Annotated in this window: 20 protein-coding genes; 10 read left to right on the top strand and 10 right to left on the bottom strand. The window is 55.0% G+C overall.

Annotation, left to right across the window (positions count from 1 at the left end; translation table 11 throughout):
- Positions 1-430: 430 nt before the first annotated feature.
- Positions 431-1,531 carry a M48 family metallopeptidase gene (locus tag FHS90_RS02145; protein ID WP_182511407.1) on the top strand — a complete coding sequence of 367 codons (1,101 nt, stop codon included), beginning with the start codon at positions 431-433 and terminating at the stop codon, positions 1,529-1,531.
- 64 nt (positions 1,532-1,595) lie between these two features.
- Positions 1,596-2,471 (top strand): DUF2911 domain-containing protein, encoded by an 876-nt coding sequence (locus FHS90_RS02140; RefSeq protein WP_182511406.1) that lies wholly within the window; start codon positions 1,596-1,598, stop codon positions 2,469-2,471.
- Positions 2,472-2,522: 51 nt separating this feature from the next.
- Here the strand turns inward: FHS90_RS02140 and FHS90_RS02135 are convergent, their stop codons facing one another.
- From FHS90_RS02135 to FHS90_RS02125, 4 genes are all read right to left on the bottom strand, one after another.
- Positions 2,523-3,110: a nitroreductase family protein gene (locus FHS90_RS02135; protein WP_182511404.1), complete on the bottom strand. Its 588-nt coding sequence runs from the start codon at positions 3,108-3,110 to the stop codon at positions 2,523-2,525.
- 24 nt (positions 3,111-3,134) lie between these two features.
- Positions 3,135-4,829 (bottom strand): sodium:solute symporter family transporter, encoded by a 1,695-nt coding sequence (locus FHS90_RS02130; protein WP_182511402.1) that lies wholly within the window; start codon positions 4,827-4,829, stop codon positions 3,135-3,137.
- A complete protein-coding gene (locus FHS90_RS22560) occupies positions 4,826-4,951 on the bottom strand; it encodes a hypothetical protein (protein WP_277620028.1) in 126 nt (41 codons plus the stop codon). The genes FHS90_RS02130 and FHS90_RS22560 overlap by 4 nt, the downstream gene beginning before the upstream one ends.
- Positions 4,952-5,307: 356 nt before the next feature.
- Positions 5,308-7,797, bottom strand: coding sequence for a PIG-L family deacetylase (locus FHS90_RS02125; RefSeq protein ID WP_182511400.1), 2,490 nt, complete (start codon positions 7,795-7,797; stop codon positions 5,308-5,310).
- A gap of 248 nt (positions 7,798-8,045) precedes the next feature.
- On the opposite strand from FHS90_RS02125, the gene FHS90_RS02120 reads away from it, so the two are divergent.
- Positions 8,046-8,324, top strand: a complete 279-nt coding sequence (locus tag FHS90_RS02120; RefSeq protein WP_182511398.1) for a hypothetical protein — start codon at positions 8,046-8,048, stop codon at positions 8,322-8,324.
- Between the two features lie 114 nt (positions 8,325-8,438).
- Here FHS90_RS02120 and FHS90_RS02115 read toward each other — a convergent pair whose 3' ends face one another.
- Together FHS90_RS02115 and FHS90_RS02110 are read right to left on the bottom strand one after the other, a co-directional pair.
- Positions 8,439-9,080, bottom strand: coding sequence for a hypothetical protein (locus tag FHS90_RS02115; RefSeq protein ID WP_182511396.1), 642 nt, complete (start codon positions 9,078-9,080; stop codon positions 8,439-8,441).
- A 216-nt stretch (positions 9,081-9,296) separates the two neighbouring features.
- Positions 9,297-10,142 (bottom strand): OmpA/MotB family protein, encoded by an 846-nt coding sequence (locus tag FHS90_RS02110; protein ID WP_066837329.1) that lies wholly within the window; start codon positions 10,140-10,142, stop codon positions 9,297-9,299.
- Between the two features lie 350 nt (positions 10,143-10,492).
- Here FHS90_RS02110 and FHS90_RS02105 point away from each other — a divergent pair, with 350 nt between their 5' ends.
- The 3 genes from FHS90_RS02105 to FHS90_RS02095 all read left to right on the top strand — a co-directional run bounded on the left by FHS90_RS02105 (position 10,493) and on the right by FHS90_RS02095 (position 13,314).
- Positions 10,493-10,714, top strand: a complete 222-nt coding sequence (locus FHS90_RS02105) for a CDGSH iron-sulfur domain-containing protein (protein WP_066837400.1) — start codon at positions 10,493-10,495, stop codon at positions 10,712-10,714.
- 360 nt (positions 10,715-11,074) lie between these two features.
- On the top strand, positions 11,075-12,541 hold the full coding sequence (locus tag FHS90_RS02100; protein WP_066837331.1) for an APC family permease: 1,467 nt from the start codon (positions 11,075-11,077) through the stop codon (positions 12,539-12,541).
- A gap of 218 nt (positions 12,542-12,759) precedes the next feature.
- Entirely contained in the window at positions 12,760-13,314 is a 555-nt protein-coding gene (locus tag FHS90_RS02095; protein WP_153042808.1) for a porin family protein, read from the top strand.
- A 369-nt stretch (positions 13,315-13,683) separates the two neighbouring features.
- Here the strand turns inward: FHS90_RS02095 and FHS90_RS02090 are convergent, their stop codons facing one another.
- On the bottom strand, positions 13,684-14,061 hold the full coding sequence (locus FHS90_RS02090) for a hypothetical protein (protein ID WP_182511394.1): 378 nt from the start codon (positions 14,059-14,061) through the stop codon (positions 13,684-13,686).
- Between the two features lie 153 nt (positions 14,062-14,214).
- Here FHS90_RS02090 and FHS90_RS02085 point away from each other — a divergent pair, with 153 nt between their 5' ends.
- The 4 genes from FHS90_RS02085 to FHS90_RS02070 all read left to right on the top strand — a co-directional run bounded on the left by FHS90_RS02085 (position 14,215) and on the right by FHS90_RS02070 (position 17,334).
- Positions 14,215-14,727 (top strand): GNAT family N-acetyltransferase, encoded by a 513-nt coding sequence (locus FHS90_RS02085; RefSeq protein WP_182511392.1) that lies wholly within the window; start codon positions 14,215-14,217, stop codon positions 14,725-14,727.
- 77 nt (positions 14,728-14,804) lie between these two features.
- Entirely contained in the window at positions 14,805-15,788 is a 984-nt protein-coding gene (locus tag FHS90_RS02080; protein WP_182511390.1) for a zinc dependent phospholipase C family protein, read from the top strand.
- A gap of 166 nt (positions 15,789-15,954) precedes the next feature.
- Positions 15,955-16,584, top strand: coding sequence for a deoxynucleoside kinase (locus FHS90_RS02075; protein WP_066837338.1), 630 nt, complete (start codon positions 15,955-15,957; stop codon positions 16,582-16,584).
- A gap of 87 nt (positions 16,585-16,671) precedes the next feature.
- Positions 16,672-17,334, top strand: a complete 663-nt coding sequence (locus FHS90_RS02070; RefSeq protein ID WP_066837341.1) for a DUF6565 domain-containing protein — start codon at positions 16,672-16,674, stop codon at positions 17,332-17,334.
- A gap of 16 nt (positions 17,335-17,350) precedes the next feature.
- Here the strand turns inward: FHS90_RS02070 and FHS90_RS02065 are convergent, their stop codons facing one another.
- The 3 genes from FHS90_RS02065 to FHS90_RS02055 form a co-directional block, all read right to left on the bottom strand.
- A complete protein-coding gene (locus FHS90_RS02065) occupies positions 17,351-17,758 on the bottom strand; it encodes a hypothetical protein (protein ID WP_066837344.1) in 408 nt (135 codons plus the stop codon).
- Positions 17,759-17,862: 104 nt separating this feature from the next.
- A complete protein-coding gene (locus FHS90_RS02060) occupies positions 17,863-19,230 on the bottom strand; it encodes a M23 family metallopeptidase (RefSeq protein ID WP_182511388.1) in 1,368 nt (455 codons plus the stop codon).
- A gap of 171 nt (positions 19,231-19,401) precedes the next feature.
- Positions 19,402-19,656 (bottom strand): hypothetical protein, encoded by a 255-nt coding sequence (locus tag FHS90_RS02055; protein WP_066837357.1) that lies wholly within the window; start codon positions 19,654-19,656, stop codon positions 19,402-19,404.
- Positions 19,657-19,709 lie beyond the last annotated feature (53 nt).

Genomic DNA, 19,709 nt, shown 5'->3' with positions numbered 1-19,709 from the left:
TTCCAGACAAAAGGTATGGCCCTCCCTTTCGGCTCTGCCGAAAACGCTTTCCCAGCCAACCCATGCAGCTGCTAACCAATATGGCACCCTCTCTCTGTGTCACCGCTGCAATTCCTGAAAAACCCGGCGCAGGCAACTGAACAGCAAGGTGGCTCACTTCTACCATTCCTGCAGAGGCCAGATGGCCGCGGGGGCAGCAACGGTATTGCCCGGTGAACCAGTAGCGGCAACCTTCTCCCTTGGCAAGAGAGCCTCTTCCTGTTTTTGGCCTGTTTTGGGGAAAACAGGCCAAAAACAGCACTGAGGGCAAAGGCCAAGGCACAAAGGCGCAGGAACGAGGGCAGAAGTTGGCTATCACGGCTTTTCCGCCTCTGATTTTACCGGAAAAAATGTAAACTGCACCTTGCATCCTCAACAGCCCTTGACCGCCATGCGTTACCCCTCCTCCTATTCCGGAATGCTCACCCAAAGCCCTTCACTGCCGGCAGTGCCCGTAGAGGTTACCCCAGAGCCAGAAGGTCTCAAACTGGAGTTTGAGGCGAACCGGCAGCCCGCCCTCTTTTGGCCTGCCCCCCAGCTTCACCCGCACGCCTACCGGAAGGCAGACCTTACCGTGCTGAGATTTGGGCAGGAGCCGGTACTGGCCCTGGAGGTGGTTTCCCCCATCTTTGCCGAACACATCCGGCAGGCGTACCCGGCAGCGGTGTTCCACAGAAACGCGTTGCCTGCCGCCAAACCGAACCGCTCTGCTCTTTACCTGCTCCTGCTGCTGCTCATTGGCGGGCTGCTGGCCTGCTATTTCTTTGTATTACCCGCCCTCGCTGATTGGGCGGTGCGCCAGCTTCCGCCGGAGGCGGAGGTAAAGCTGGGGCAGCAACTGTATGCCCAGACCGTTGACCCCAATGACGTTGACACGGCCCGGACCAAAGAGGTGAACCGCTTTCTGCAGGAGCTGAGGGTGGTGACCCAGTATCCGCTTCAGGTCACGGTGGTCAACCAGGAGACGGTCAATGCCTTCGCGCTGCCGGGCGGGCAACTGGTGGTTTATACGGGGCTGCTCAACCGGCTGAAGTCGCCTGAGGAACTGGCCGCCCTTTTGGGGCATGAGTTCGCCCACAGCCAGCACCGCCACACCCTGCGCGCCCTCGCCCGAAGCCTCTCCACCTATCTCCTGGTCTCCCTCCTGTTCAATGACATAAGCGGACTGGCCGCCCTGCTGCTGGAGAATGCTGATCAACTGGACTCCCTGCAGTACAGCCGCTCCCTGGAAGAAGAGGCAGATGAACAGGGCTTCCTGCTGCTCAAAGCCAACCGGCTGGCGCCACAGGGCATGCAGCGCCTGTTCCAGCGGCTCCAGGAGGCGGTTCCCGCTGGGGCAGAGCCGCCGGCCCTGCTAAGTACCCACCCGCTCACGGCAGACCGCCTGGCCCATTTGCAGGAGCTGATGAAACGGCACCCTTATCAGCCTACCCCTGCCCCCGCCCCCGCCCTACAGCAGATCTGGGCCAGGCTGGACACGGCCACCCAATAGGTGGAGTTGTTTCTTTTTGCTAATATTACAATCCTAAATCAGGAGAATTAATTGAAGTGCACCTATGAAAAAAATGATGTCTATGAAGTTGATGTGGGCAGTTGCCTGCGCCTTTTTGCTGATTGGATCTGCGGCCAGCGCCCAGATTAAAATGCCGGCTGCCAGCCCCACCGCCACGGTGAAGCAACCTGTTGGGTTGACAGATGTTACCTTAGAGTACTCCAGACCCAGCACCAAAGGCCGCAAAATCTTTGGGGACCTGGTGCCTTACGGCAGGCTTTGGAGAACCGGCGCCAACGCCTCTACCAAACTTACCTTCTCTGATGAGGTGACCCTGGAAGGAAACAAGGTACCCGCCGGTCAGTACGCCCTGTATACCGTGCCAGGGGAGAACGAGTGGACCATTGTGATTCACAAAAACACCAAGCACTGGGGTGACGGCGGAGCCGCGTATAAGCAGGAAGAAGACCTAGTCCGGTTCAAAGTACCTGCCCAAAAGCTGGCAGATAAAGCAGAAACCTTCACCATTGGCTTCTCTGACCTCACCAACAACAGCGGGGTGATGAACATTATGTGGGAAAACACGCTGGTGCCGGTAAAAATCACCACAGATGTTGACACCAAGGTAATGGCCCAGATCCAGGAGAAAGTGATCAACGGCACCAACGTGACGCCCGCCCTCTATGCCTCAGCGGCCAACTACTACGCAGACAACGGCAAAGACCTGAAGCAGGCCATTACCTGGTTCAAACTGGCCAATGAGAAAGACCCTAAGTTCTGGAACCTGCACTACCAGGCCAAAGCCCAAGCTAGAGCCAAAGACTACAAAGGCGCCACTGCCACCGCCCAAAAATCACTGGAGCTGGCCAAAAAAGAAAACAACGCAGATTATGTAGCCCTGAACGAGAAACTCCTTGCAGAGATCAAAGGCAAGAAATAGCGTTTCTGGCCTGTTTTTCATAAAACAGCCCTAAAACAGAACTGATACTTCTTACACCCACGTCACCTTCTCTTTTAACGGCACGGTTCTCTTTCCATCAGGCCAGGGGCTGTCTGTATAACCCAGGTACAAGATTCCCAGCACCACATCTTCCTCTCTGAGCCCAAGCAGTTCTTTCATGGCCGGGCGGTAGGCCATACCCCCTGAGCCCCAATAGCTGGCAATACCCAGGGCGGCGGCTCCCAGCAGCAGGTTCTGAATAGCGCAGGAGGTGGCGGCTACCTCTTCCAGCGCGGGGATTTTAGGCAAATCGCCCCGCCGCATGTAGGCCACCAGCACGTGCGAGGCCTTGTCGCCCATGTGCCGCAGCTTCTCATAGTTGAACTCCAGGTACTTCTCCGGGTCTGTGTTGGCTTTGTAGAGTTCGGCGTGCGCCGAACAAAAATCCTGCACCTTTGCGTGGGCGTACACCAGAAAGCGCCATGGCTCAGTGTAGCCGTGCGTAGGGGCCCAGTCAGCCAGGGCAAGCAGTTCCTGAACCTGCCCGTTGGGAATGTACTGCCCGTTCATCTGGGCGGGTTTGATCGTTCTTCGGCCGGTGATGACCTGTTGTATGGCTTGATAAGAAGGGTTGCTCATGGTAAACATCATAAAATAAAAACATTACTCTGTGGCGGCCTTTCTAAGCAACGGCTGCAGCAGATACGCCAGCACCACCACCAGCACACACCCAATGAGGTTATACCAGAGATACGCAATGGGGGTGGCATAGTACAGCAGAAAGATAATGCCCTGGGTCAGCACCGCCGCCCAGAAAACCGGGTTGCCTGTTAAACGCTTGAAATAAAACGCCGCCACAAAAACACCCAGAATGGTGCCGTAAAACAAGGAGCCCAGAATGTTCACCGCCTGAATCAGGTTTTCCAGCTGCGAGGCGAACAGGGCGAAAAAGATGGAGACCGTGCCCCAGCCAATGGTGAACCAGCGTGATGCATTGACATAGTGTTGGTCAGACCCGGTTTTGTTCAGGGACCGTTTGTACACATCAACCACCGTGGTAGATGCCAACGAACTAAATGCCGAGGCCGTGCTTCCCATGGCGGCACACAGCACCACCGCCAGCAGCAGGCCCACCAGTCCCCGCGGCAGCTGCTGCGTTACAAACGTGAGGAAGACATAGTCAGTATCTTTCAGGTCAACGCCGTTGTTGTGCGCCTTCACCAGCGCCTGCGCCTCTGCCCTGATGGACTTCCGGGCCGTTTCGGCCAGCTGGGCGCGCCGGGCCGCTTCTGCCACCCCTGGTGCATCCTGGCTCTGGTGGGCTTTGACCAAGGCAAGGGCCGCCTCGCGCTTCTCGGTAAACGCCTCCTGCGCCGTCGCCTCATATTTCTGCCACGTTGGGGCAGCATCAGAGTTCCTTACCTTATCAGCCTGCTGCTGGTTAAAGTACAGGGGCGGCTGGTGGAACTGGTAAAAGACAAACACCAGCACCCCCACCAGCAGGATCAGGAACTGCATAGGCACCTTGACCAGACCGTTCATGAGCAAACCCAGACGGCTCTGCGCTATGGTCTCGCCCCCCAGATACCGCCCCACCTGACTTTGGTCAGTCCCGAAGTAGGACAACGAAAGGAAGAAGCCGCCAATGAGCCCGGACCACACGTTATAACGGTCATTGGGGTTGAATTTCAGGTCTACCAGGTTCAGCTTGCCCATTTTACCGGCCACCACCAAGGCCTCTGAAAACCCCACCCCTTCCGGCAACAGCCGCACCACCACCACTGCCGCCACCAGCATGCCGCCCAGCATCACGGTCATCTGCAGGCGCTGGGTCTGGCTCACCGCCTTGGTGCCGCCCACCACCGTGTAGAAGATCACCACCACGCCAATGAAGAGAATGGTGGCCGTTAAATTCCAGCCCAGAATGGCCGAAAGGATGATAGCCGGGGCATAAATGGTAATCCCGGTAGAAAGCCCCCGCTGCAACAGAAACAGAAAGGCCGCCAGGGAGCGGGTCTTCAGGTCAAACCGGCTCTCCAAGTACTCATAGGCGGTGTAGACCTTGAGGCGGTAATAAATGGGAATGGCCGTGATTGACAACACCACCATGGCCAGCGGCAACCCGAAGTAGAACTGGATAAACCGCATGCCGTCATCAAACGCCTGCCCTGGGGTAGAGAGAAAAGTAATAGCGCTGGCCTGGGTAGCCATGATGGAAAGCCCCATCATCCACCAGCGCTCGGTGTTGTCGGCTTTCAGGAAGCCCTGCATGTTGCGGGTGTGGCGGGTTTTCCAGACGCCGTAGATCACAATAAACGCGATGGTGCCCACCAGCACGCCCCAGTCCAGCTTGCTCATCTGTAGGCCTCCGTGATCAGGTAAAAGAGCACGATCAACCCCGCCAGCACGCCCAGCACCAGCCAGTACATGCCTGTCCAGGTTTTAAAGAACGGCGGCGGGTCAATGTCTCCTTTTTTCATAGTTGGTGGTGAAAATCTACTGATTTATAAACGGAATATAAGGTAGCCCCAAAAAGAGATTTTCACCTCTTTCACCTTCTCCCCCTTTTGTTATCCTGAAAGGATCTTGTGGGCAAACGGTAGTACCTTTTGATAAGTACTTCTCCGGCTCCATTACTACCTCCATCGGTATGAAGAGGTTGGCATAGCTGAGTTTTCTGCGTAGCTCCATTTCTACTATTTGCCCACAAGATCCTTTCAGGATGACAAAACGGAGGTTGGAAGTCACATATCTACATTACAAATATACTCTCAACGAACACGCTATACCTTCCAGTGCGTTTTTGACCTGTTTTCTCAAAAACAGCCCCAAAACGCTATTTCCCCAAAGACAGCAGGTTCACAAACAGACGGTACGCCCCAGGCACGCCCGCGGGCAGTTCCCGGAAGAACGATAGCCCAGAATATACGAAATGCCCTTTGCCGTATTTGGCCACCATCAGACTTCCTTCCTTGGCAGTTTCGCCTGGGTCATTCATAGACAAAATGGCCTCATATTCTGGCGCCCATTGATTAGGGAAATACAGCCCACGCTCCTGCACCCAGCCCGTGAAATCTTTCTGGGTGATCTTGTTGGGCGAATTTAGCACCGCATGGTCAGGCTTCAGGAAACGGACCTCAGCATCTTCTACCGTCACCCGGTCATTGGAGAGTTTCAGGGGGTACGGCCCCAGCTCAGAGGTCACCAGTCCGTTGCTCACGTTGTACTGCACCACCAAAGTTCCGCCGTTGCGCACGTACTCCAGCAGCTGCGGCTGCTGGAACTTAAGGCGCTCCAGCGTATTGTACGCCCGAACGCCCGTCACCACCGCGTCATATTTCTGCAGGTTGGCGGCAGAAAGGTCATCTACCTGCAGCTGGTCTACGGTATAGCCAATCTGCTGTAAGCTGGCCGGAATCTCGTCTCCCGCGCCCATCAAATAGCCAATGCGCTGGCCTTTGCGCTTGATCTCCAGCTTAACGGCTTTGGCCTCAGATTCAGGAAATAACGTCTGCGTGGGGATGTGGGCATATTCAATGGTCTTCAGGCCCTGAGTGAAATTTCTACCCAAGGTGGAGACAGCGGCGCTGATGGTGCTCTCCGTTTCCTGCGTGCCAGGGTACACCTGAAACGTGAAGGTTTGCTCCGCGCCTTTCTGGTTCAGTTTGAAATCAGCTGAGGCGGGTGCCGCGCGCCAGCCTTGCGGTAACCGCAGCGTGACCTGCCCCTCCAGACTGTTCTGCCCCGCGCGCACGCGCACCGTAACTGGTTTGGGCTGGGCATCTGGGAAGACGTAGACTTTCTCGGTGAGGTTAACAAATACGGGCGGCGTCACCACAAACGGTCGGTACTGCTCACCCTCCACCGGGTCTGTGCGCTTATACACCACAGGGAGCGTAAATGACAAAGGCTGCCCCTGCACCGTTACCTGCACCCGCACCTGGGCCGCCGCAGGGTTTTCAGGCAAACCGATCAGCTCTGGCTCGTCTACCCTGAACATGCCCGTGGTGCCTGGCAGTCGCAACCAGTAGGGCTGGGAATACATCGCCGAAGGCGAATTAGGAACAGACGCCCGTAGCATCAACGGCTTACCGTTCTCCAGCTTCTGCTGCACCGCCGTATCGCGCTTGGCGAAGAGGTACTCCACCTGCGTAAGCGTTACGGGTACGGCAGAACGGTTGGTGGCCTCCAGCTGGATGTTCACTTCCTCTCCCGGCGTGGCCGAATAATCCCGCGCGGTGGCCTCCAGATACAGCCCCAGACAGGCTTTGATGACCTGGTCCAGTTCCTCCTGCTTCACCTGTTTCCAGTAGGAATGAGGGAGTTTGGCCAAGGCCAATGTTGCCTTCAGCAAGGTGGGCACACTAGCCGAGGGGTTGGCAGGATTGTAGTTTCTGATGGCCTCTGAGATGATTTTGCCCACCGTTTCGCCGCCTTTGAGGCGGTTCCACGTGGTGGTAACGCCTTCTACCAAGTCAGATTGGGCGCGGTCGCCTTTCAGGTGCTCAAAATATTCCAGGGCCTCGCCGCGGCTTCCGCTGCTGCCAAACCCCTGGCTTTTGTGCATGCTTCGGCTTTCAGCCGAAATTTCATTGTAAGATTTCCCCAGCAAGGGGTTGTACAGGCCGGTTTCCAGCGTGAGCTTGTTAGAAGTGTCAAATTTCTGCCCCTGCCCGTAGAAGAAAGACGAGGTGTTCCAGACCAGGCGCCTGGCCTGCCACACCTCTACGGTCTTCAACTGCTCCGGAAAGCGTTTGGGGTCTGCGGCGGCCTCAAAGGCCTCCTGGGCAATGATGGCCGAGGCCGTATGGTGCCCGTGGGTTCCGCCGGGAACGGGCGAAAAGCGGGTGATGATCACATCTGGCCTGAACTTTCTGATGGTCCAGACGGCGTCTGCCAGCACCTGCTCCCGGTTCCAGATGGTAAACGTCTCTGCGGGGTTCTTTGAAAACCCGAAGTCATTGGCACGGCTGAAGAACTGCTCGCCGCCGTCTATCTGGCGCGCCTGCAGCAGTTCCTGCGTTCTGATCAGGCCCAGTTCCTCCCGTATCTCAGGCCCAATGAGGTTCTGGCCGCCATCGCCGCGGGTGAGCGACAGGTAGCCGGTGCGCAGTTTGCGTTCATTGGCCAAAAACGCAATGAGGCGCGTATTCTCATCATCTGGGTGGGCGGCAAAGTACAGCACCGAGCCCAGCACGTTCAGTTTCTCCAGCGCCTGCCTGATATCTGCGGCATTTGGTTTGCGGGGTCCCTGCCCAAACGAGGGAGCCGCCAGTAAAACAAAAGAAAGAAGCCACGCCCAGGTGGCGGTTCGTGTTAAAGCCATGAAAGTCAATGATGTTCACTTGATGCTGCCAATCCCGCCAGTCCGGTCTGTTCCAAAGGTAAAGCTAGCTAATTTTCGGTCTGTTTGTGCACCGCCCTTTCCTGCGGGCAACCAATTTCTGCTTCTGAAAACCAGGTAAAATAAACCCAGGCGCCACCCACCCGGCGGGGCAAGGGGTTCAACTATAACTTTTTAGCGGGTTTGCCAGTTTACAGAGAACTATTGACCACCTAACTAGAACCACAACTATGAAAAAGCTATTGATATGGGCGCTGGCGGCTGGCATTGCCGGCTTGTCTGCCTGCAACTCGGGTTCCGGCACCCCGCCTACCGTAGGCGCTGATCAGAATGCTGAACAGCTGGACGGGAATCAGACCGGGATTGTGAACCCTGACCCCAATGACACCACCGGGGCCACTGCCACAGAGAAAACCCAGACCGGGGTGGGCAACTCCAGCACCAGAGGCGAACAGAATAACTCAAAGTCTACCACCACCCAAAACCAGGTGCTGCGCGACAGCATGTAACCCACCCAACTAAGAAGTTCCCGTTTCTGGCCTGTTTTTCTGAAAACAGGCCAGAAACGGGAACTTCTTAGTTATCATAATAAATCAGATAAACAGAAACCAGGGAGCCCGGGCTTATCCTTTTGACTTGGCTTTCTGCTTTTCTTTAAACTCCTGCCCAGACCGCAGCGTGTGGAACTCGCCAATGAGGGTTCTGATTTTGATTTCATCCAGGGTGGTCAGGTTGGCCTCAACGGCTTCTTTGCGTTTGGCCAGGTTCTGCAGGATATACTCCGCGTAGTCCCAGTCCCGCGGAATCCAGCTCTGGCGCTTGGCGCGCACGTTTTGCATGAACGTAATATAAGCTTCACGCATCTGGGCCGGTTTGATTGACTGTATGTTGCTGAAATTGCCCAGCAGTTCCTTTTCGCGCAGGCGCACCTCCTCTGCCTGCAGCGGGATCTCATCATAGAACGGCTTTGACTCCAGCTCCTGGAATTTGGCTTTCAGCTCCAGGTACTCGCGTTTTGAATTTTCTGAGAGCTGCTGAAACCCGCTTTCAATTTTATCTGCGTGGCGGGCAAAGTCGCTTTTCACGCTGGGCCATTCGGCGCGGGTGGTGGTGGCCACTTTGTCTGACTGCAGGCGCACCCATTCCCGGAGCCGTTTCAGGTCCTGCTCCACCTCAGATTCAGTTTTCGTCTCCTGCGCCCAGCCAACTGTTTGCAGGCCAGCCATCAGCGCAAGCGACAGGCCTAAAATTCTCAACTTTTTCATAGCGTATACTTCGTTGCCTTACCAAATGTAAGTATTTCTGCGGGGCAGGTACAACCTGCCGAAGTAGAATTAGCAAAAACAACGCCAATCTGGGTAAGGCGAAAGCCTGTGGGGAAAGCCTGTTTTAGGGCTGTTTTCCCAAAAACAGCCCTAAAACAGAAAGCCCTGCCCCGGGTATCTTTCCGGCGCAGGGCTTTCCCTCAGAACTCGCGGCACTTAGTTCTGCTCCAGAATCTGGAACAGCTCGTCTAGCTTAGGGGTCAAGATGATCTCGGTACGGCGGTTTTTCTGGCGGGCCTCAGCGGTGGTGGCAGGGTCAACCGGCACGTATTTGGAGCGGCCAGACGGTGTCACGCGCTGCGGGGCCACCCCGGCATCAGTGAGAATGCGGGTGATCTCAGTGGCGCGCAGTACGCTCAGGTCCCAGTTGTCTTGCATACCGGCGGTTCCTCTGGCTACGGGCACATCATCTGTGTGCCCCTCTACCAGCACGTTCACGTCTGGCTGGTTCTGGAGCACGTTGGCCAGTTTCTTGAGCGCCTCCTGCCCCTGGGCGTCTACCTTGGTACTGCCAGATTTGAACAGCAGCTGGTTAGACAGAGACACATACACTTTGCCGTTGCGCACGTCAACGGTGAGGTCAGAGGCTTTGAAACCCAGCAGCGCGTTGCTCACAATCTGCCGAAGGTTGTTCACCGCCTTGTCTTTCTGGTCCAGAATACGCTGCATCTCCTGCAGACGCGCCTCACGGGCCTGCAGGTCTGCGCTCAGTTTGTCTACCTGCTGGCTTTTGGTGTTGAGGTTGGTACGAAGCGAGGCTTCGGTAGAGGCTTTGTCTTTCTCCAGCTCGGCCTTCTCCTGGTTCAGGCGCTCCTTGTCCTGCTGCAGACGGGCGCGCTCGCTTTCCAGTTCGGCTTTCTGGCGGTTCAGCTCATCCTGCAGCACCACCAGGGACCGGTTTTCGGCCAGGGCCGCTTCATATTTCTTGGTGGAAACACAGGAGCCCAGCAGGCCCATAGCCAGCACCGCCGACAGAACAGGGGTAATCAGATTTTTTTTCATAGTGGTATAAATTGGTTTCTCAGTACTTCACGCACAGAAGAAGCTGGTTCTCCTACGCAAGCAAACGCTCTGGGGTTAAAACACTGATTTTTTAATCAACGAACCAACTTTTTTTTTATTTCGCTGGCCATCTGGCCGCAGGATACCACCGCTGGCCAGAACTTTTTTCACCGCCACCCCTGCTTTACGCAGAAACAACCCCGGCTCTTTGCGCAGGAACTGCTGAAGAATTACCCAAAAAAACTATCTTTGAATCGAGGAGAAACGCGCGGCGGGTGGTGGGCCGGGTTCTACCGGCTTTTATTGCCTGCACTGTTCTCCTGTTTTACACCCCTTTTTCCCAAAACAGCATGAAAACCAAGATTACCGTGAACAACAACGGCTCCCTGAAAGTGGAAGGCGATTTAACTGTAGTAGATGCCCAGGGCAATGAGTACAACCTGCAGGGCCGTGAGGTGGTGTCTTTCTGCCGCTGCGGCCTCTCCAAAAACAAACCGTTCTGTGACGGGTCGCACAAGGGCCACTTTGAGCACAACGCCGTGGCGTTTGACCTGCCGCCCAGAAAAGTCTAACGCGCAGTTCTGAGCCTTACGTGCTGGGCCCCGGGTTGCCTGATTAGCAAAAGCAAGTGCTGAGGGTAAGACTTTCCCGGTTGCCCACCAGGTTCATTCAGAATGAAAAGTAAAAAGTTTGCCTTCTGCTAACTCATTCTTAGAGCCTGTTTAGTGTTTTCTGACCATAGGCGCAAGTGTCTGCTTTTTTGTAGTCTTTTGAAGTTGTTTGCTTCTGTTTCTGGCCTGTTTTCGCAAAAGAAGAGCCAAAACAGCGACACAAGCGGGTGCTGGCGCCAGTACAGAAGCTGTCTAAAGCTCATTTTTGGAAATGCTAAACAGGCTCATAATTCTCCATTCCTAATTCCCAATTAAACAACTATGGCTGAAACTTCTACGGGTTTTAAGCGCGAAATCAAACTCTTTGACGCGGTCATGCTGGTGGCGGGCTCCATGATTGGCTCCGGTATTTTTATTGTGAGCGCCGACATTGGCCGCTCAGTGGGCAGTACCGGGTACCTGCTGTTGGTGTGGGCCCTGACCGGCCTCATGACCCTGGCCGGCGCGCTGAGCTACGGGGAGTTGACCAGCCTCATGCCCAAGGCAGGGGGCCAGTACGTGTACCTGCGCGAATCTTACGGCAAACTGGTGGCCTTTCTCTACGGCTGGACCCTTTTCCTGGTGATTCAGAGCGGGACCATTGCGGCGGTGGCGGTGGCCTTTGCCCGTTTTACTGGTGTGCTGGTACCGTGGTTCTCTGAAGACAACGTGCTGCTGGACCTGGGTTTTCTGCAGTTTACGTCTGTGCAGTTGCTGGCCATTGCCTCTATTGTGCTGCTCACGCTCATCAACCAGCAGGGCGTGAAGAACGGCACCATCATCCAGAACATCTTTGGGAGCACCAAGATCATTGCGTTGTTTGCCCTGCTAGGCTTTGGTCTGCTGCTGGGCACCAGCCCCGAGATCATTGACCTGAATTTCTCCAACATGTGGGATGCCCAGTCGGTGGTGCTGGATAAGCAGACCAATGAGGTGGTACGGGCTCCGTTGGCGGGTTGGGCATTGATGGTGGGCATTGGCACGGCCATGATTGGTTCCCTGTTCTCCTCAGATGCCTGGAACAACATTGGCTTCTCCGGTGATGAGATTGTCAACCCCAAGCGTACCATTGTGCTCAGCATGGCCATTGGCACCGGCGTGGTGACGCTGCTCTACATCCTGATCAACGTGGTGTACCTGACCATTCTGCCATTGAACGGCGATCCAGCCGGGGCAGACGCGTTTAGCCGCGGCATTCAGTTTGCCAGCAATGACCGCATTGGCACGGCCGTGGCCGAAGTCATAGGCGGCGCCCCCGCCACCATTGCCATTGCCATCCTGATCATGATCTCCACCTTTGGCTGCAACAACGGGGTGATTCTCTCCGCGCCGCGGGTGTACTATGCCATGGCCAAAGACGGCCTCTTCTTCCCCAGCATGGCCAGGCTGAACAAGAACGCGGTACCCGGTGCCGCCCTGGCCATTCAGTGCGTGTGGGCCAGTATGCTGTGTCTCTCCGGCCGTTACTCAGACCTGCTGGATTACGTGATTTTTGCGGTGCTTCTGTTCTACATTCTCACCATTGCGGGCATCTTCATACTGCGCCGTACCATGCCAGATGCGCCAAGACCGTACAAAGCCATTGGCTACCCGGTGCTGCCTGCGCTGTATATTCTCATGGCATCGTTCATTTGCATCATTCTCCTGATATACAAACCCAACTACTCCTGGCCGGGTCTGATCCTGGTTGGGGTGGGAATTCCGGTTTACTATTTCTTCGGAAAAAGATTTAGGAAGATAGAGGAGTAGCCGCCCCTTTACTTTTAAGCCTGCGTTTTTGGCCTGTTTTCTGAAAAACTGGCCAAAAACGCAGGCTTATGTTCTTTTAGGCTTTCCCCAAACCTGGCCCCCGTAGTTGGGGAGGAAAGAGGTGAGGTGGCAATAGCGGCAAAAGCAGAACGTTTGTCTTACACAAGGTTTTTTTACGCAACATTCCTTGTACCTTGCAGGTGTTTTTAAGTACTCTTATGAAAAAGCTTTTCACTCTTATCATTGTCGCATTTTTAGGAAGTCTGGGGGCGCAGGCGCAGACCAGCTTCGGGATTAAAGGAGGCTTGAACGTTGCCAACGAAGGGGGTGACGCCAAAGGCACAGACCCCATTACGGGGGTGCATGTTGGGGGCTTCGCCTCTACGTCCATTTCTTCCAGATTCGGCTTTCAGCCGGAGTTGCTGTACTCTTTACAGGGCTACAAACAAGGCAAGTACACCGTACACTACCATTACCTGAATGTGCCGCTCATTTTCAAGGTGGGGATCTCTGGCGGCCTGCACGCCCAGCTGGGTCCGCAGTTTGGCATTCTGCTGGCGGCAAGCCGTAAAGAAGGAAAGCATTCTGATGACATTGAGGAAGACCGCAACAAGTATGACGGAGCCATTGCGCTGGGTCTGGGCTATGACCTGTCCAGGCTGCAGTTCTCTGTCAGGTATAACATAGGGGTGTCTGATACCCGTGACAGCAATGAGAAAGGGGTGGCTTACACCAACAACGTACTGCAACTCTCAGTTGGGTTCAGGCTGTAACATGTGCTGAAGACAAAGGAAAGCTCTGGAGAACCCAGGGCTTTTTTTATTGGGGGAGGCATAACAGCTTTAGAGCTTGTTTACATTTTGATTGTGCAGGCAAAAACGGGGAGCACAAGGTTCTGGCAAAGCGATTTTTGAGCAGCATACGCCCCGCTATGGTGCGAGAAAATGGCAAAGACAGGTTCTTTTGATACTCGTTTGCAGCGCAAAAGACAAATTTTAAACAAGCTCTAAATTCTGCCCAAGAACTGTCAGCCAGCCAGGCCCTTTCCTGTTTCTGGCCTGTTTTCAGAAAAACAGCCCAAAAACAGCCAGCTCAGGATTCGCTCCCCAACCATGTGCCCCTGTGCAGACAAGCAAGAAGGTTTACCTGGCCTGGGGTTTACGTGCCCTCTCACAAGCTTTGGGCGGGGCGGCCTTCTCAGCGGGCTCTTTGTAAAGTAAAAGCCCACACACCGGCACTGCCCACGCCAAGGCGGCCGTACGGGTAAAAGGCGGTTCCTGTGTCTGGGAGCCGGCAGGGTCCTGGGCGGGGCGGTTGGGCAACAGGCTATGGTAGAGCAACTGCATACTATAGGCACTGTTCACCTCCTCCCCATTCCAGCGAGGGGGTTTAGAGAAATGGGCAGGCGTTGCAGGGCGGGCCTCCTCAGAAAGGAGGGTTGCTTTTCCTAACAGAAGAATGCCCAGGAATAAGCCAAGTAGCAGGGTAGATTGCAGCAATGATTCTTCTTCTTTCATCACGCTTACAGGTTTAAGTACTTACTGCTCAACCAAGAACAGAGGCCAAGGTAGAAAACCTAACGGGCATTAGCAAGCGCAGCGGCGTTAATTTTCTGCACCGTAAATTTAAGAGAAGCCCGTACTTTTGCAGAAAGCAAAACGCCCTTTTTTCCTATGGCACACGTACCGCCTCCGGTTACCGGTATTACCATCTCAGAAACCCAGGACACCGCTACCCTTCACCGTCTGGCCCATGCCACCTGGCACCCCACGTACCAGCAGATTCTCTCTCCTGCGCAGATAGACTACATGCTGGAGCAGCTCTATACGCAAGAATCATTGCGCCACCAGATGCAAGAAGGCCAGACGTTCCTGCTGCTCTGCCACCAGGGTACGCCTGCCGCCTTTGCCGCTTTTTCCCTTTATCACCCGGCTGAGCAGGTGTATAAACTGAATAAGATCTATATTCACCCAGAGTATCAGGGGAAAGGGTATGGCCGGCTGCTGCTCAACCACGTCATGGCGCGTGCCAGGGCATTAGGGGGGAAACACCTGGAATTGAATGTACACCGCCACAACCCCGCCCAGCATTTCTATGCCAAGCACGGGTTTGAAATCACCCAGACCGTAGACATCCCGTTTGGGCCCTTCACCCTCCATGATTACATCATGCGCCGCCCGTTGTAGCGTACCAGGGCACGCCTGCCTCCTTTTCCTGAACCTGACCTTTTTGCCAGAACACGAGTTTTTTCCCGTTTTTTACAATGATGCGCAAAACCTTTCTCCTTGTCTGCCTGCTGCTGGGTGTTTCTGCCGCTGGCTTCGGCTGGGGTTTCTTTGGCCACAAAGTGATTCAGCAACTGGCTATCTATGGGCTGCCCAAAGGCATGCAGCCTTTCTACCACCGGCACATGGCCTACCTGGTAGACAAATCTGTACGGCCAGATGAGCGCCGCAACACAGACCCCGCAGAGGCTCCCCGCCATTACATTGACGTTGACGTGTACGGGGAGAAGGCCGTGTATGAAATGCCTGAAAGCTGGGGCCCCGCCGTTGCTAAATACAGTGCAGACACCCTGCGCAAGTATGGGGTGGTGCCGTGGCAGGTGATGGTCATGAAAGAAAGGCTCACGCGCGTCTTCCGGGAGAAGAACGCAGACAGTATCCTGTTTTATTCAGCAGACCTGGCGCATTATGTACAGGATGCCCACGTGCCCCTGCACACCACCGTGAACCATGACGGCCAGCTGACGGGGCAGACGGGCCTGCACAGCCTGTGGGAGTCAAAGCTGCCTGAGCGGCACCTGGCCACCTACCGCCTGCAGCACGGCAAAGCCCGGTACCTCCAAAACCCGGAGCATGAGATCTGGGAGGTGGTACGGGCATCTCACCGGCTGGTACCTGAGCTGCTGGCGCAGGAGAAGCTGGTGAGCCAGGACTTTACTGATCAGACCAAATACATTCTCACTGAGCGCAACGGCCACACCAGGAGAAGCTACACAGACGCGTTTGCCACGGCTTATCAGAAAGCGCTGGGCACCACAGTAGAAGACCGCATGCGGGCCGCCGCCGCCCAAACCGCCTCCTTCTGGTACACCTGCTGGGTAGACGGCGGAAAACCAGACCTGGCCGCCTTGCTTTCAACGCCCCGCACCAAGGCAGAGCACAAGCAACTGAAACGGGAGAGAAACGCCTGGAAAAAAGGGCGGCTGCAGGAGAAGGACCTGCTCCTCACCAGGAGCCGGTGAGTTTAATACAGGCAAGGCGCCTGCGTTTTATGCCTGTTTTCTGAAAAACAGGCATAAAACGCATTTTCTGTGGGCCGCCTGCCGTTGCCTTTTACTGGCAGAGTGAAATGTGGGCGTAATCCCGTACTTTTGCCATCCGCATTAATTACACATCAAGTCAGAGCGCATGCACATTGCAATAGTTGGGAATATTGGGGCCGGCAAAACCACGCTGGCCACCAAATTGGCACAGCACTTTAAATGGGAGGTATTTTTAGAGGCGGTTGATGACAACCCGTACCTGAAGGATTTTTACGAGGACATGCCCCGGTGGGCGTTTCACCTGCAGGTGTTCTTTCTGAACAGCCGTTTTAACCAGGTGCTGCAGATCAATGAGCGCACCAACGGGGTGGTACAGGACCGCACCATTTATGAAGATGCGTATATTTTCGCCAAAAACCTGCACCAGTCAGGCATGATGAGTGAGCGGGACTTTCAGAATTATTTCAACCTGTTCCAGTCTATGACCAAAATGGTCAAGCCCCCAGACCTGCTGGTGTACCTGAAAGCCGACCTGCCCAAGCTCATTGACCAGATTCAGAAACGCGGGCGTGATTATGAGGATAATATTTCGCTGGCCTACCTTAAAAACCTGAACGAGCAATATGACCAATGGATCAGCGGCTACAAGAACGGCAAGCTGCTGGTCATTGATGTGAACCACATGGATTTTGTGCAGAACCCGGAGGACCTGGGCCACATCATAGAGCGGATCAACATTGAGCTGTTCGGGTTATTTGAGCCCAGCCTGTTCTAACCTGCCTTCGGCGCAAGCCGCCTAAAACCGGCTCCTGGTAACCTTACCTGACTGTGATTGCGTATGCCCTATAAAAACATAGGTGCTATGCGATCACAGTTTTCATGTTTATACCCGTTCCTGTTTTGTGCCACCCTTCTCCTGACCGCCGCCTGTGACCGCCCATCTGACCAAACGGCTGTCACCCAGACGGAAAACAAGGTGGAGGAGGAGCTGGCAGATTTCAGAAACTGGGTAGCAGCTAAAACCGCAAAAGCAGACAGCACCGCAGATGACAAGTGGCCGGAGGTGAAAGAGGAATTCAAGCAGCGCAGCGCCCGCCTTGATGCCCGCCTGGACAGCCTGTCAGCTACATCAAAAGAAGAATACAAGGAACTCAGACGCAAGTTTAACAACTGGGAGGCCAGCAGCCAGCAGCGCGCAGAGATGCCCCTGCACGGCGAGACCTTACGGCGCTTCAAGACTGAACTCTTAGGCTCGCCCACCGCCCTGGACTCTATCTGGGCACCAGACCGGGTACATGACACCTATGCTACGTTCTTGCAGAATGTGAGGAAAAACCGCTCTGGCTGGACCGCCGCAGACTGGGACTATGTAGATGAGATCTACCAGCAGATGAGTCACAAGAAAGATGCCGTGGAAAGAAATATCTCCCCCGGCGACAAGCTCAAAATCAAGGCGCTTCAGGCAGAATACCTCACCCTGGAGACAGGCCATGACGCAAAAGGTTTGTTTAAAGCTGTTAAGTAGACTGGTCTAAGTGCGGCTAATGACAGGTGTCCAGCCACTCCTGAGCCGCGTCTGGCTCTTTGAACAGCTTCACCCGGCACTCTGGGGTAAACCTGCGCTCCAGGTCCAGCGCCGCCCCTAGATCATGCAGGTCACGGGTGAGAACCATGGCAAAACATTTAAGGCCACTGGCCACCGCCCTGGGGAGCCATTCAAACTCCAGCCAGTCATTGGCCTCTTCCCAGTCACCGGTCACCTCGCTTTTATCATTCAAGATTTTGGGGCAGTTTCGCCCTTTCTGCAGCTCAATATATTTCAAAGCTGTCTGAATCACATCTTCTGAATTGATGTGCCCACACCACTTTATATAAAACATATCACGCTGGCTCACATGGTCCAGTGAAATACTGGAGTGAGCATTTTTCAGTTCCCAATGCTCCTCCATATGACATATTGATTACATGATTAAAGTTATATAAAATTTAAATAATTCAACTGCAGATCATTACAGAAAGTTACAGGCTCTTACCACCGCCAGAGCCTACCTTCTTATTCAGCCGCATCTGTGGAAATCCAGCCCACCACACCGGCGGCTTCTTTCACCAGCAGAAAATCACCTGCCATGGCCAGCACCCGCACAGAAGAATCTGCCGGTAAGGTTCGCTTTGCCGCAGCAGTGGCTTCTGACGCATCTAGCAGAGGGGCTTGCCTCTTCAGCTTAAGGGTGCGCAACGGTTTCTCAAGTGACTCCACCAGACTGGCTGCCATGTACCCTTGCCTACCGTCTGGCAGCAGGACCCGGTACCAGGAGGAGGAGCCCGCCAGCACCTGCAGCGGCGTATGGCGGGCCAAAGTGGCAAGCGCCGCTGCCGTGCCAGAAGGTGCCGCCCGCAACGTGGAGGTAGACTTTGCCACCCTGGTCCAGGCGTTGAACCGGCGGGTGTCTACCTCCAACGCTGCTGGCTTCTCACGGTCTTTGTGAACGTACGGGTAAGGATCTACCGCCCCCTGCCCAAACTGGTAAATACCGAAGTGCAAATGGGGAGCCGTGGTTTTGGCATTGCCCGTGTTGCCCAGCAGCCCCAGGGTATCTCCCACTTGCACCTGATCCCCCACGTTCACCAGCTGGCTGTCAAGGTGGGCATAGTAGAGGCTTTGCCTGCGCTTGGTATCAGAGAGCCAGACCACTTTGCCACCCAGCGGCGTGGTGTTCACCCGGGTCACAAACCCCTGCACCGAGGCTACCACGGGCGTATTCCTGGGCGCAAAAATATCTATTCCCTCATGCCTCCGGCTGCCGCCGTCCCGGTCTTGCCCCCAGAAGCTCTGCACCGCGCGGCTGTCTTTGCCCTGTACCGGAAACGCCAGCACCGGAGCTGTTTCAATGGTCACGGTGTACTCCCCGCTGCGCAGGAGCTCTGGCTGCACCCGCAGGATATGTGGCTGCTCCTCCTCAATCTCGTACTCCAGCTGACTGGAGACCGTGTCTGCGTTGGCCACATGTTTAGGAGCTCCCAGATTGTCTGGATCTGTCTCAAAAAGGTCTACAAACACCTGCGGCGTTTCCTTGCCCTGCGTCTGCACTTTCACGGCCACCTTCTGCCCACGCTTCACCGTAAACTGATAACCTGCGGCCATGGGTTTCTCAGCGGGGAAATAACCCGTCTCCTTAAAGGGGAGGGAGATTTTCACCGGCGCCTGCAACGCTTTCTCCCCCGCCGCTACCCATTGCTGCCCCAGCGCCGTCTGGTCCAGTTTGGCGTCTTTAAGTCCTGACTGGTATTTCTCATAGGGCGTTTGTTTCTTAAATACCCCCCGCAGCGTATTCTGGGGGCTACACCCCGTAAGGATCAGGAAACACACCAGTATAATTGGAAATGCGCGGGTGGAAAACCGGCGCAGAATTGATTGGCTCATACCTCATTAAAATGAAAAAGAATAACCCAGCAACCAGAAAAAAAATTCCGGCGGCTGGGTTATCTATACGAGGCAAATCTCTAAAGTTCTGTTTTGAGCCGGAGATGCAGAAGCGAGGCTCAGTTTCTGTTTTCGGGCTGTATTCTGAAAAACAGCCCGAAAACAGAAACATTAATCTTCCAGGCGGTGGTGTGGGTGCCGGTAGCTTTGGGCTTCAGGTTCCTGAATGACCTCATAGGTATCCAGCATCAGGTGCAGGTTCCCTGAATTGGTGCCTTTGATGTACACCCCTTCTGGTGACCGGTAGATGGCGTAATTGTGCAACCCAAACGGGTACAGGTTGTTGCTGCGCAACTCTTTGGCCAGTGTCAGGTCAAATTCCTGTCCCTGGCTGGTTGTGATGAGGTAACGGGTATGTTCAGCCATTGTGTAATTGTCTAAAGGATTGAGGTAGCAGGCCAGGGCCCCAGAAACAGGCC

The sequence above is a fragment of the Rufibacter ruber genome (assembly GCF_014138425.1).
In the GTDB taxonomy this organism is placed as follows: domain Bacteria; phylum Bacteroidota; class Bacteroidia; order Cytophagales; family Hymenobacteraceae; genus Nibribacter; species Nibribacter ruber_C.
This window is presented reverse-complemented; position numbering and strand designations above follow the sequence as displayed.

Coding starts and splice junctions, on each gene's coding strand:
- FHS90_RS02105 (WP_066837400.1), top strand. CDS start 10,493: ATGAAAACCAAGATTACCGTGAACAACAACGGCTCCCTGAAAGTGGAA.
- FHS90_RS02135 (WP_182511404.1), bottom strand. CDS start 3,110: ATGAGCAACCCTTCTTATCAAGCCATACAACAGGTCATCACCGGCCGA.
- FHS90_RS02085 (WP_182511392.1), top strand. CDS start 14,215: ATGGCACACGTACCGCCTCCGGTTACCGGTATTACCATCTCAGAAACC.
- FHS90_RS02070 (WP_066837341.1), top strand. CDS start 16,672: ATGCGATCACAGTTTTCATGTTTATACCCGTTCCTGTTTTGTGCCACC.
- FHS90_RS02130 (WP_182511402.1), bottom strand. CDS start 4,829: ATGAGCAAGCTGGACTGGGGCGTGCTGGTGGGCACCATCGCGTTTATT.
- FHS90_RS02110 (WP_066837329.1), bottom strand. CDS start 10,142: ATGAAAAAAAATCTGATTACCCCTGTTCTGTCGGCGGTGCTGGCTATG.
- FHS90_RS02125 (WP_182511400.1), bottom strand. CDS start 7,797: ATGGCTTTAACACGAACCGCCACCTGGGCGTGGCTTCTTTCTTTTGTT.
- FHS90_RS02140 (WP_182511406.1), top strand. CDS start 1,596: ATGAAAAAAATGATGTCTATGAAGTTGATGTGGGCAGTTGCCTGCGCC.
- FHS90_RS02100 (WP_066837331.1), top strand. CDS start 11,075: ATGGCTGAAACTTCTACGGGTTTTAAGCGCGAAATCAAACTCTTTGAC.
- FHS90_RS02055 (WP_066837357.1), bottom strand. CDS start 19,656: ATGGCTGAACATACCCGTTACCTCATCACAACCAGCCAGGGACAGGAA.
- FHS90_RS22560 (WP_277620028.1), bottom strand. CDS start 4,951: ATGAAAAAAGGAGACATTGACCCGCCGCCGTTCTTTAAAACCTGGACA.
- FHS90_RS02060 (WP_182511388.1), bottom strand. CDS start 19,230: ATGAGCCAATCAATTCTGCGCCGGTTTTCCACCCGCGCATTTCCAATT.
- FHS90_RS02075 (WP_066837338.1), top strand. CDS start 15,955: ATGCACATTGCAATAGTTGGGAATATTGGGGCCGGCAAAACCACGCTG.
- FHS90_RS02065 (WP_066837344.1), bottom strand. CDS start 17,758: ATGGAGGAGCATTGGGAACTGAAAAATGCTCACTCCAGTATTTCACTG.
- FHS90_RS02095 (WP_153042808.1), top strand. CDS start 12,760: ATGAAAAAGCTTTTCACTCTTATCATTGTCGCATTTTTAGGAAGTCTG.
- FHS90_RS02120 (WP_182511398.1), top strand. CDS start 8,046: ATGAAAAAGCTATTGATATGGGCGCTGGCGGCTGGCATTGCCGGCTTG.
- FHS90_RS02145 (WP_182511407.1), top strand. CDS start 431: ATGCGTTACCCCTCCTCCTATTCCGGAATGCTCACCCAAAGCCCTTCA.
- FHS90_RS02080 (WP_182511390.1), top strand. CDS start 14,805: ATGATGCGCAAAACCTTTCTCCTTGTCTGCCTGCTGCTGGGTGTTTCT.
- FHS90_RS02115 (WP_182511396.1), bottom strand. CDS start 9,080: ATGAAAAAGTTGAGAATTTTAGGCCTGTCGCTTGCGCTGATGGCTGGC.